Raw genomic sequence first — 12,340 nt, 5'->3', positions numbered from 1 at the left:
TTTACTTTTCCGCAAAATGTAGCCACCCCTTACGGATTAACCATTCAACAAAGGCTAATTTAGACTTTTTGTCACCATGAACATCTGGGAGCTCATCGACTGTGAACGTATAATTTTCAGAAATGTAATAGAGATAATCTAGACTCTGAAGTGGCGCACGAAGCCTTCTACCACTAAAGCTGACCCAGCACTTGTCTTTATGGACATCTACGAATATTTCAGCCCCGCCCCTAATCTTTACCAAAGATTGGGTATTTAAATTCTTCAATCGTAAAATTGAATCTATTCCACCGCCAGGCTGCAATGAAATATCTCTTTCATAAAGAAACCTCCAAGTAGATTCAAAGTCGGCTAGTGAAATTGCCTTTTTAAGCATCTCGTTAATTTTGGCATGAGCAGTAGCACTAGATAAGTCTTCTAAAACCTCAAACGGTACAGTCTTCATCAACTCAGTATCTTTTAAAGATCCATCAAGAATTACTGCTCGCATTAAGCTTGCCCAAGTAACAGGGAAGATTGAGAAAGTTATGTGGATAGATGGTAACGAATTATTTGCCTCTGCGCTGTGAATAGTGCCACGAGGTACATAAAGGCACTGACCTGCATCCAGTTGAATAGAAACTGAGTTTTTAGTGTCTTTTTCCGCATCTATTTCGTAAAACTCATTTCTTAAATCATCGTTAATATGAGTTATTTGAAGCCGTTCATGCTCAGATAAAAACCACTCTTTACTACCCTCAGTCTGTAAAATGATTACATCATGAGTGTCATAATGAGCTTCAAATCCTTTATTTCCTGGAGGCGTCACGTAGATGTTTGCATTTACTCTGCAGAAAAACTGATTGCTCAATTCGGAGCAAACTTTCGCAATAACAGGCCACCTTTTGTGGACAGAGTTCAAAACAATAGTATGACCATCTGCGTATAATTCGAGCAGCTCTTCAAATGAAGAAATTTCTGGCTCAAAGCTTGTTCCAGGATATTTTACACAACGCAGTTCGTTACTTTTTGTTGCCCAAGGCCTAGCGACAAATAAATACTCCTCTAAATCATCGAAATCGAAGAAACCTTCGTATTCAGGTTTCTTTTGGTCAAAGTGATGCCAACGCTTTTCATAGAATTCATTATAAAATTCTTCAACACTAAACGGTGCCACTAGCTTTTCTAGCCCTTTCATTTTAATACTCCTTTATAATTCTTTGATTACTGCGAAGCCTTTTTTTATAAGCCATTGCGCAAACAAGAGCTTTTCTTCTTCAACTTTTAGGCCATCAATATCTTGAACTGTATACTTCTTTTTGTTTATAGTTTTTTTTGTTGCCTCAATAAAATGTGCAGGAACTTTGATTTTCCTTCCACCATAGCTAACCCAAGGGTCTATTTTGTCATCAAATATAAAAAATTTCGCATTTGGCTTCCTAGCAAGGGTTGTCTTTGCAGATATATTTTGGATTTGATTTACAGACTGGAAGCTTTTTCCCGGTGCTATTTCATTTTTTCTTTTAAATATTCTATCTTTGATACACTCTGCGTTTAATAGTGGTTTGTTGATAAAGATCTCCATTTTTTTCCGTACTCTTGGAGCGCTTAAATCGCACAAATCGTCAAAAGTAACATGACTTGATTCTCCATGATTCTTTTGAGTGCTAAGTTGAGGGACTGTTTCAATTAGGTTGTACCAAGTGGTAGGTAATATATTGAAAGTAATATGTATAGAGGGTCTATCACCAACAGCTTCACCTTTGTGGATGGTTCCTCTGGGCATATACAGAACTTGTCCTCTCTTCAATTCAAGAGTCTTTGTATTTACAAGATCTTTTTCAGGGTCAATAGTATAAAACTCTGGCCTAGTAATATCTTCTGTTAGAGTAAGGTGCACTTTGTCACACTTACTAACTACCCATTTTTTGGCACCTTCCGTCTGAAGAAGGAGTACATCATGCATATCGTAATGAGCGGTAAATCCCTTACTGTTAGGTGGTGTGAGATAAATATTTGCATTAGCCCTAACATCGAGCTGATCTGAAATAAGGCCGCATATCTCTGATAACCTAGGCCATCTGTAGTTTGCAAGTGGAAGAACTATAGTATGCCCAAGTGCATATAGCTCTAAAGCTTCTTCTACTGACGAAATGTTTGTATAGTGAGCCCCATTAGGATATTTGGCAGCAAGCATGCCAGATTGAGTCCATGCATCCCTCATTTCCCAGGGACGTGAAGAAAATAAATACGTCTCAAAGTCACCGAGAGTAAAAACATCTTGAAATGGGTTAACACCCTCGATATGTACCCATTGCCTTTCGTAAAAATTTTCAAAGAACTCTTTTGCATCTACTGGGGCGATTAGATCATCAAATCCCATAGACTCTATCTCCCTGAGTTAAAAAGAAAGAAATAACAGTGCTAGTTATTTCTTTCTTAAATGCTATAGATTATCCATCATTAGACATGAGAAAAAGAATCACCATTTCCGCTGCCATTTCTTTCATTGTTATTGTGTTCTGTATTCCTTTCAGTGTTAACACCCGCACCTGCAACTTGCGCTAATCGAAAATCATCAATGCTGAGCTCTTCAATTGTTTTGTCTACACTTTCTGGTTTCTTCCGTTTTATCGTTTTCATAAATGTTTCCTTTTACTATAAATTACATTTTTAACAAGTTATAGACAGTTACATAATACCTTGTAGTCGTCAACTACTTTTGACCACTATACCAATTTCATTTTTGGGATACAGTAGCATAAATACGATATTGCAACATGGACTGGTTTAATATAATAATGATATGTTACCAAGCGATTATAAAAATTTCTATTGGAAAGTGTCCTGTTTAACCTGAGTAATGTAAAGCTACTTGCTTTGGTCCACAAAACTAAGTAGTTTTGCCAACCCACTTACGAAACCCCTTGGGAAAATTTCGGTATCAAACTCTAGTTCTTTTACTTGACCTGCCCTAGTAAATTGCCAATTGTTATCTTCACAACAACGTTCAGAAATAGCATAGCGTAAAGCACTTTCTTCAGGCTGAGTTAATTCAGAAGATTTTTCATCGCTAAATAAAACATGTTCAATAGAGTTATCGTCGTTAAATGCTTTATGTCTTTTATCAATCACGATATTAGCTTGGCTTTTTAGTATTTTTAGCTCTTGCCTAAATCTATTTCTTTCAGCCAATACCTGACCGAATGGAACTCTTAAAGCGGGGTCTCTCAATTTTTCTAATAGCTCGTAATCGGTGGGTAGAGAAGTATGATTAATAGCATTTTTGGGGGGCCTGTTATGTGGGGCATTTGTTGCCCATGCATCTATCAGCTCACGATAATGTTTGTTCCGCGTCGCCCGAATGGTCTCATAGCTCGGACCACCTTTTATTTGGGAAAGCTTTCCTATGTTGGTAATAGAGTAGTTTGGTTGTTCTGAATGAGAATAGCCTTCCAGTATTTGATTCAAAGTATCCAAACTTTTCTTCGTTCTGATAGACTTTCCTTCCTTTAGCATTGTTAGTAATCTGGCTATGTCAGTCATACGATTGACTCCCTACGAAATGTCTTTAAAGCTGATTGAAGCGTGATTATAAATTTTAATACCACGTTTAAGCAACTTCGCATCTAGTAAATACCGCTCAGCTTCCAGATAATCAGCAACTATTTTAAAACCTGCGACTTTGTCATTTGGGACTAAAGCTTTCGCCATTTCGCGCATTAAGGCATTCCCTACTAACAGCTGCTGCTTTTCATCCATTTCCAAAAACACTGGCATTGAACCACTTTTTACAAGTGCCTTACAAAGTGACATTGAGCGTTTTTGAAGTACAGGAGTCTTGGATAAAGTATCTCTTAAGTCGGGATAAAATTCAGCATCTTCACATAAAAGTGACAATTGAAATAGCTCTGAATTTGTTTCAATAAATTTAAGCCTAGGGATAATGTCACTTTTATCTCCTACAGCAACAATTTTACCTTTGTGGTCCCCAAAAGCTCTTTTTTCTTCTATTTCCATAATTCGCTTGATTAGATTAAAACAAGCTATCCAGTCCTTCGTAAATTCATCTGATTCAACTTTTTGTTTCTCATACCTTCTCTGTAACTCCTTAAATTTTTCAATTTTTAGGAAAGGTTTATCCTCTAGCTCTGCAAAGTACCGTTCATCTTTCAAATCTTCAAGCTCTATTTCTATTTGAGCAGCTAGTTTAGCTGATTCGTGAGCTAAATAACTTCGTTGATTAAATAGACCATTTAGTTGATTTAAATATCTTACGTCTGTTACAAACCACCGGCATCTTACACAATTTTCAGGCCCGTTCGGTACACTTCCATATACTCTACTGGCTGCTCTTTCTTTATCTATGATCAGTTCACCACCATTCCAACAACCTGCGAGAGTACTGATCTCGTCAGTTTTACTTGAAGAACCTCCAGCCAAGCACACACCATATGCTTTACTTTCCCATGCTATAGGTAGCCTATTGGAGATAGTATTCAGCAAACCACTTTCATCGTTATACGCGACTTGTCTCATTACTTGGCTTTCGGAAGCGTCATTTAAAAAGTGACGTAGTGATTCACTTGAATGCTCTACAAGCTCCGATTCTGCATCGCTCATTTTCTTTGCCATAACACTAGGAGTGAGCTTGTTATAATATATTGTAGTCATGATGCGAGAATGCCCTGCTAACAGTTTCGAAACAACAGGTATGGGTAGTTGAGAATCTAAACAATAGGCTGTTATTAGCCCTACTCGTAAGCTATGGATAGGGAATAGTGTCGTAGCCCCCTTATTCGTTGTTGATGAATAATCATGAACAAGTCTCAGTCGTGAACCATTCTCTAAAGTTTCTCCTCGGGAATATATAATATTTTCGAGATGAAGCAAAAGAGCATACCAAGGACGTTTTAATGAGTGTAAGTCTATCGGCTTGATTCGATCATCACCTATACCTGAAGCATCTCTAAATAGAAAGCAGATACTTCCCATTGCATCCAGCTGTTCTTTTGATTTGCTCGACTCGGTATGCTTCTTATGAAGTGATTTACAATTTGTTGGACACTGTATTTTATTGTATTTTTCTTGCCAATTTCTTAACTTTTCGAGCCAGTACAAAACTTCTTCATTTTGCCATGGAATTGTATACCCAATATCTTGTGAGTAAACATGCTGATCGGTTGTTTTGTTGGTGTTAATGTATAGCCCAGTCGAGTGGGAGTTTGTAATCCGATCGAACATTTTTTTGAAAACACCTTTTGAGAAAGGCTTCTTTTCATTACCTCGTGCGAAATCATGGTTTTCATTCAAAATCCAATTACCCGATTCATAACGAAAGGTGTCAGCTTCCCCTGAGTCTAACATTTTGATTTGGTATGCCCTAAGCGGGAGGTGCAATTTGATAAACAATATCAGCGCTCTAACAGGCGACCATATCTGATAAACTTTGACCTTCCGATTGCCTACTGATTTTGTTACCTCTCGCCAAACGCAATCAGGATCAGTTTTATCAACAAGCTCCTCATCAACTTCAAACCAATCACCAGACCTTCCTGAGGATATTCTCTTGCCTGTTAGCTTCTGATACCAGCGCCAATCATTGAAATGTCTACCTATTGTTGATGCTTTATCCTCATATTTAATTGATGGACATAATATCTCTCTGAGCTCTAGTATATATTTAAAGGGCAATGGTGATCTTACCGTTTCTGTTGTATTGGATTTTACTTTGACTTTTCTGAATGGATTAACCACATTCGGTGTTTTTATTCCACTGTTATTTATGGTGCTGAAGTTGATTTCAATAATGTAGTCGATAAAGTCACATATATAGTTCGGTCGTCTAGATTGCTCATTAAGGTCTTCAATTCCTCGCTTTTTCATTAAGTCTACAAGCTCTTCTGAACTGCTTATGTGACCATTACTCCCTAGAAAGAAATGAGGTAAGTGAAATGCGTATGGTGCACATTGTGACAAGTAATGTTCCACAAAGAATGAAATTGCAATTCTTTTAGGATCCAATGCACGTGTTTGAAGCGCAAACCAAGACGCGGCATATTTCTGCCAATCCGACCATTGTGCACCAAGCTTTTTGGTCATCCAACTAAACTGTATGTCAAGATATCGGCTATTTTTCTGTTTTTTCATAACGAACTTTTAAATTTGGGGTGTAAGCCAGTAAAGTAAGCTTTCGGATCTATATCTTCGTATCCATGTTTTATTAAATCCTGCCATGTTTCTGGGAGATAAATATTATTTTGTTCATGCTCTAGCTCTTTAGTTGCAACAGATAAGGCACTTGATATTTCACTAAAGCTACAAACCGTATACGGTATTTGTGACTCTAAAGAGCTGTGATGGAGGCATTTCTTTATGACAGTTGGCGCTACTTTAGCTTTGACTAATCTCCGTGCATAACTATGTCTATGGCTATGTGGACTTAAGCCAAGTTCTTTATTAGGTTTCAGCGATATTCTTTTCAATGCAGATTTATAGCTTTGATGGAATGCATTTATTGTGTAGGGATGTCCAGTTTTCTTTTTATGAAAAGTAATGAAAGCGTAGGGATGGTTGCAATCTAGCAAACTCCTATATTTCATGTAAGTATTCCATAATTTTTTAAACAACTGGCCATAGTAATTCGGAAACCAGTATACCTCAATGTAGCCGTCTTTATGGTCGAACTTTGACCCCTTCCACCCAATATGCTGAGTCCCAGAGCTTTTCTTTCTTGTAACTCGACCGAAGTTATACATCAAATAAGCTTGTCGTGTTTTTAGTCCTTGTGTCGATTTCCAGCCAAATGGTGCTTTCCCATATTCCTCGTCGTACACCCTTACTCTTAGCGGAGATGAGGAATCTTGCGGATAATCGACATCTGTAACCCAAAGTGAAAGGGCCTCGCTTTCTCTTAACCCTCCACCATGCATTAATAGCAATATAAGCATGTCTCTCAATGCAACTCTGATATCCCGTGCTTTACCAAACCCGTCTATGAGAAATCTATGGAAGTCTTTTTGCGGAAAATCAACAGCATCAGTTGCATAATACGGAATTTTCTTAGATGTTAGGTGTAATGGGGCTTCCCTCAATGTGCGTCGTTTATCACTTTTAATATGTCCAAGGTAGTCATGTATATTCTTCCAATACCATGCTGCATACGATAGCGTGCTTCCATAGGAGCTATTAATGATATTGGTAGACTGTTTAAAACCTTCTCCATTCTGTGTTAGCCAAAGAAAGAAAGCTCTTAGTGAATTTGTAATTCTTCTTGTACTAATTTGAGATCTTGGTAGCCAAAATAACTCTGATGGATCCAAACCTTCGGCATTGATTGTTCCTGAACAAAGCCGAGATGCAAATGATGTAAGTAAAATTGTAGGTTTCGTGTTAAAACAAGCGTTAGCATTAATGTATGTTAAGAACATTCTTATGGCATTAATAGATAAGTCCATAGAGGATTTACTATAACCTTGTGAAGAGCGCATCAATATGTATTCTGTAACAGAAGGAATATCCCCATGCTCGGTGATGATAATGGGGACTCGGGTATTCTGGCCAGTATTGTCGGTGACGACAGTAGCATAAACACAGGCAAAAGACGTTCTTTTCATTTTAATTACAATAAAAATACAGACATTAACCTTTGATAAAATATAAACCTACATTTAACAAATGGTTTTGTCAAAAAATTCAGTTTAGATAAAGCAATTGCATTAACATACCTGATGAGTATTCATGATTATTGTATACACAAATTCTATGTACACATATACTACTATATATAATAACCAATATCGGACTTACCATGATTTTACCACTGGTTGACACCTTAAAGCAGCTTAGGTATCAAATCGCCCATCTTGAAGATGATACGCTTGCGCATGAGTATCCTGAACTGACAAAGTTCTTGGCTAGTCATGGTAAATCACTACCTGTACATAACGAGCTGCAGTTCTTATTTCAGTTTTTGTATGTTTACGGTCGTAAGTCTGAAGCAACTTTTAACCGTTTTCGTAATGAGCTTGAGCGCTTTTATTTATGGTCGTGGCTGGTTGCTGAGAAGTCAGTGTTTGAGCTAAAACGCGAAGACATCGAGGCGTATGTAGATTTTGTGGTAGAGCCAGATAAAGCATGGACGCAAACTTCTGTACAGTGGCGTTATAAGCAAAACCAAGGAATCCGTCAGGTTAACGAAAATTGGCGACCCTTTGTTCTCAAAGAAAATGGTGCTAGCCAGCAAACGTTGGCCGCGATGTTTACCGCGCTGAATGTGTTTTACAAGTTTGCTATTTTAGAAGAAAAGTCGTTCGCTAATTTTGTTCCGGTGGTTAAGAAAAATAGCCCGTATTTAGTTGTTCAATCGCAAATCAATCTTCCTGATACGCTGAGTGATTTGCAATGGGAATATGTTTTTGGTGTAACTCGTGATTTAAGTGAACAGCAACCAGACCTTGAACGGAATCTCTTTGTATTAGCTTGTTTAAAGGGTTTGTATTTACGTATTTCAGAGCTGTCAGACCGCCCTCATTGGTCACCGGTAATGAGCCATTTTTGGCAGGATCAAGATGATTTTTGGTACCTAAGAATTATGGGTAAAGGCAATAAGCTAAGGGATGTAACGCTTAGCGAAGACTTCATCAGCTATTTAAAGCGTTATCGTCAGTACCGAGGATTAAGCGCCCTGCCTCGCGTTGATGAGCCCTACCCAATTGTTCATAAACTAAGGGGTCAAGGCGGTATGAACGTTCGTCAATTACGCCGTATTGTTCAGCAAAGTTTTGACTTAGCAGTGGCTAAACTAAAGGAAGATGGCTTTACGGAAGAGTCAGAGCAACTCGAAGCCGCAACTTCACACTGGCTAAGGCATACAGGTGCAACACATGATGCACAACACCGCCCGCTAAAACATCTATCTGAAGATTTAGGTCACGCCAAAATCGCGACAACCGATCAAATTTATATTCAAACCAATATTAAAGAACGCGCCAAATCGGGCTTAAAACGGAAGTTATAAATATAAGAAAAAAGGACATTCGAGAATGTCCTTTCAGATTGATGATAAACCCCGCTTTTTTAAGCGGGGTTTATTTTTCCCAGTTGTTGGAGCAGTTTTCTCTGCCGTAAGTTTCAGCGTTGGTTTTTTGTGTTGGCTAGGATAATTATTGTGATTTGGTGTGTCCAAGATCGTTTTGAGGGCTTTTAGGGGGAGTTTTCGAGGTTTTTTGCTAGTGTGCAGCCATGAGCGCCATTTTCTTCATATTTTGACATGCCGCTGCTAACAAGCACTGCGCGGTCACTTTTGACAGACCTCTATATCTGCAGTAGCGATGTCCATGATGTTGTTTCGCATCAGCGAAGCTTCTTTCCACCGTTTCGGCTCGTCGTCGATAGAGCTTTTTACCCCAGTCGCTCAGCCTAATCGCATTGGCGTTTTCTACGCTCGATTGCCAAACATGCCGCGTTATAACTTTGGTTTGATTTTTACTGGCTGTACATTGATTTCTGACTGGACAGCGTCCACATTTGCTCGGGTCGGAATGATAGTGACGATAGCCTGTTCGGCTTGTTGTTTTGTAGATTAGAGTTTCACCTTGCGGGCACAGGTAAGTATCTGTATCGGCTTGATATTGATACTCACGTTTGGCGAAGTAGCCTTTCTTTTTATTTGGTCTTCGATACCCCAGCACGCCAACTAATTGCCTTTCTTCCAGATTGTGGCATACCGCGGCGGTAAAATAGCCTGCATCTAGCCCAACCGCGATAGGGTTGAGTGCAAAGGTATCGAGCGCTCTGTCGAGTCGACTGATAATAGGTTGTGAGTCATGGACATTGCCTGCGGTGGCGTGTGTATCAACAATAATGCCGTGTTTACCATCCACAATTCGATGGTCTAGATAGAAGAACCCTTTTGGCTTTTCATCCCGTACCATAAACCCGCTATCTGGGTCGGTGCGGCTGACTTTGGTTGGTTTTGTGCAAGTTGTTTCTTCCTTACACTTCAGGGGCTTTTTTCCTTCATCCTCCCGGTCTTGCAGTACTGCTTCGTTCAATTGCTCTACATACACTGAAGGACTGACTTTTAAGTCTTCTATGTCATAGCGCTTTTTATTGGCATTGGCTTTGAGGTGTGTACTGTCAGCAAATAAGCTATAGCCACCTATGAGTTTTTGTTTCATCGCTTGGCGGACAATGTTATCGAAGATGGATTGATAAATATTGCTGTCTTTAAAGCGCTTTATGCGGTTTTGGCTTAGCGTCGAGTGGTGGATGACATCTTCAGTTAGTCCCATACCTAAAAACCAACGATATGCGACATTGACTTGGATTTCCTTAATCAAGCGACGCTCGCTTTGAATGCCAAACAGGTATCCAAGAAATAAAATCTTGAACATTCGCACTGGGTCAACCGCTGGGCGACCATTGTTTTTACAGTAGAGATGGGCGACTTCATCGCGGATGAATTCGAAATCAATCGCAAGGTCAATCAGGCGAACTAAATGGTCTTTTGGAACCAATTGGTCGATAGCGACCATTTCTAGTTCATATTGCTGAGGGGTTTTGTCTTTAAGCATGGTGAACTCCCTAAACTCACTACGCTTATTAGATCAAAGGGCTAGATCTGTGTCCAGCCCTTTTTCAACAGTCTGAAAGGACATTCGAGAATGTCCTTTTGAATCTTCAATGAATAAGTACACGACACTAAAACTCACTTACGCTTAAAACGAACAATCAATTCGTGCATTTCTTTTGCGGTAGATTCTAAATCTTTACTTTCTTGATGCACTTTGTCTGCGCTATCTAGGCTGTTGTTTGCAAGCTGGGCAATATTCACCACCTGCTGATTAATGTCATCAGACACGGCTGCTTGTTGCTCAACCGAAGTCGCAATTTGCATCGACATATCACTAATTTGGATAACAGCTTGGGTGATTTGCTGTAGCATATCGGTGCTTTGATTCAGCTGCTCAATACCATGGAGCGATTCTTCTTGGCCTTGCTGAGCAATATCTACTGACGCTTGTGTGCTGCTGGTTAGCTCTTCAATAATTGCATGGATCTCTTTCGTCGACTCTTGAGTACGCTGTGCTAGATGTCTAACTTCATCAGCAACTACTGCGAAGCCCCTACCTTGCTCACCAGCTCGCGCAGCTTCAATTGCTGCATTTAGTGCTAGCAAATTAGTTTGCTCAGCGATTTGTTCAATAATCTGTGCGGCAGCAGCAATTTTATCAGTTTGCTTAGAGACGCCTTCAACAGAACTGCGGATGTCGGCAATGGTATTACTTAAATCACCAAAAGCAATTTTGGTTTTATTAGCGTTCTGTTCTGTTTGAGAAGTCAAATCAAGGGAGTTCTGAGCATCTTTAGCACTCAATTGCACACTGTTAGAGACATCGTTGATGGTTGTTGTCATTTCATTCATGGCAGTGGCAACAAGCTCAGTCTCAGTTTGCTGCTTTTGTAAATCGGCATAAGTTGCTCGCGCTTCTTTACTCGCTGTATGCGCTCCTTTTGACACGTTTTGCGCCGCATGTTCAACACGCGTAAGAATTATATCTAGGTGTGCCCTTTCACTCTTTAAACGAACTTGGATTGATGCCATGGTGCCATCCCAAGTCGAATAAACTTGCTCAGATATCTCATCGCAAAAACTGTGCGCCAACTCAGATTCTAGTCGTCTCAGCTGCTCTTTATCGCGCCAAGTTGCATAGGCTGAATATGCCAGCATATTGGCCATTAACCAAAAAAAGCCTACAGATTCTGAAGCAAAATACCAAAGTGCCAGTGACGAGACGATGTTAAATACTGGCCAAACGAAACGTAATTTGGGAAGACTGAAACTGCTTCCTTTATTAGTATTTACGTTTGTATAAAGTTGACTTGCCCGTTCAACCGTCGCTCTATCTGGGCAGCTTCTAACCGACTCATAGCCAATGATTTTGCCATTTTCTGTTATTGGCGTTACATAGGCATCGACCCAGTAGTGATCACCATTTTTACAGCGGTTTTTTACGATCCCCATCCATGGCTTACCTGTTTTAAGCTGCGTCCACATGGTTTGAAAAGCCACAGGTGGCATATCTGGATGTCGTACTATATTATGAGGTTGACCAACTAACTCATCACGGGAAAATCCACTAACATCGATAAACGCTTGATTGCAGTCAACAATATTACCTTTCAGATCAGTGACAGAGATGAGTTTTACTTCGCGAGAAAAGGTTTTTTCTCTTTGGGTTACTGGGTGGTTGGTTCTCATTAGACATGTCCAAAACTAACAAAAAATTGATTTTCCCTTAAAGATTTGCAGGAAAATACGCCCTCAATCCATGAATAGCAATAGAGAAGGGATTAA

The 12,340-nt window shown here is 39.5% G+C and carries 9 protein-coding genes; 1 reads left to right on the top strand and 8 read right to left on the bottom strand.

What is annotated here, in order from left to right:
• Window position 1 precedes the first annotated feature (1 nt).
• The 6 genes from PPIS_RS24095 to gmtY all read right to left on the bottom strand — a co-directional run bounded on the left by PPIS_RS24095 (window position 2) and on the right by gmtY (window position 7,595).
• A complete protein-coding gene (locus tag PPIS_RS24095) occupies window positions 2-1,177 on the bottom strand; it encodes a JmjC domain-containing protein (RefSeq protein ID WP_010379383.1) in 1,176 nt (391 codons plus the stop codon).
• Window positions 1,178-1,189: 12 nt separating this feature from the next.
• Window positions 1,190-2,362, bottom strand: coding sequence for a JmjC domain-containing protein (locus tag PPIS_RS24090; RefSeq protein ID WP_010379385.1), 1,173 nt, complete (start codon window positions 2,360-2,362; stop codon window positions 1,190-1,192).
• 80 nt (window positions 2,363-2,442) lie between these two features.
• Complete coding sequence (locus PPIS_RS24085) at window positions 2,443-2,622, bottom strand: hypothetical protein (RefSeq protein ID WP_019647626.1); 180 nt, start codon at window positions 2,620-2,622, stop codon at window positions 2,443-2,445.
• Window positions 2,623-2,850: 228 nt separating this feature from the next.
• A complete protein-coding gene (gene gmtX / locus PPIS_RS24080) occupies window positions 2,851-3,525 on the bottom strand; it encodes a gamma-mobile-trio protein GmtX (protein WP_010379388.1) in 675 nt (224 codons plus the stop codon).
• Between the two features lie 12 nt (window positions 3,526-3,537).
• Window positions 3,538-6,129 carry a gamma-mobile-trio integrase GmtZ gene (gmtZ, locus tag PPIS_RS24075; RefSeq protein WP_010379389.1) on the bottom strand — a complete coding sequence of 864 codons (2,592 nt, stop codon included), beginning with the start codon at window positions 6,127-6,129 and terminating at the stop codon, window positions 3,538-3,540.
• Window positions 6,126-7,595 (bottom strand): gamma-mobile-trio recombinase GmtY, encoded by a 1,470-nt coding sequence (gene gmtY / locus PPIS_RS24070; protein ID WP_248694226.1) that lies wholly within the window; start codon window positions 7,593-7,595, stop codon window positions 6,126-6,128. Before gmtY ends, gmtZ begins: the two co-directional genes overlap by 4 nt.
• A 194-nt stretch (window positions 7,596-7,789) precedes the next feature.
• Here gmtY and PPIS_RS24065 point away from each other — a divergent pair, with 194 nt between their 5' ends.
• The gene (locus PPIS_RS24065) at window positions 7,790-8,998 is read left to right on the top strand and encodes a tyrosine-type recombinase/integrase (protein WP_010379393.1); all 1,209 of its coding nucleotides are present in this window, start codon (window positions 7,790-7,792) and stop codon (window positions 8,996-8,998) included.
• Window positions 8,999-9,209: 211 nt separating this feature from the next.
• Here the strand turns inward: PPIS_RS24065 and PPIS_RS24060 are convergent, their stop codons facing one another.
• Together PPIS_RS24060 and PPIS_RS24055 are read right to left on the bottom strand one after the other, a co-directional pair.
• Window positions 9,210-10,556: an IS1182 family transposase gene (locus tag PPIS_RS24060; protein ID WP_096040876.1), complete on the bottom strand. Its 1,347-nt coding sequence runs from the start codon at window positions 10,554-10,556 to the stop codon at window positions 9,210-9,212.
• Between the two features lie 134 nt (window positions 10,557-10,690).
• On the bottom strand, window positions 10,691-12,244 hold the full coding sequence (locus PPIS_RS24055; RefSeq protein ID WP_010372924.1) for a methyl-accepting chemotaxis protein: 1,554 nt from the start codon (window positions 12,242-12,244) through the stop codon (window positions 10,691-10,693).
• Window positions 12,245-12,340: the final 96 nt, after the last annotated feature.

This window comes from Pseudoalteromonas piscicida, assembly GCF_000238315.3.
In the GTDB taxonomy this organism is placed as follows: Bacteria; Pseudomonadota; Gammaproteobacteria; order Enterobacterales; family Alteromonadaceae; genus Pseudoalteromonas; species Pseudoalteromonas piscicida.
This window is presented reverse-complemented; position numbering and strand designations above follow the sequence as displayed.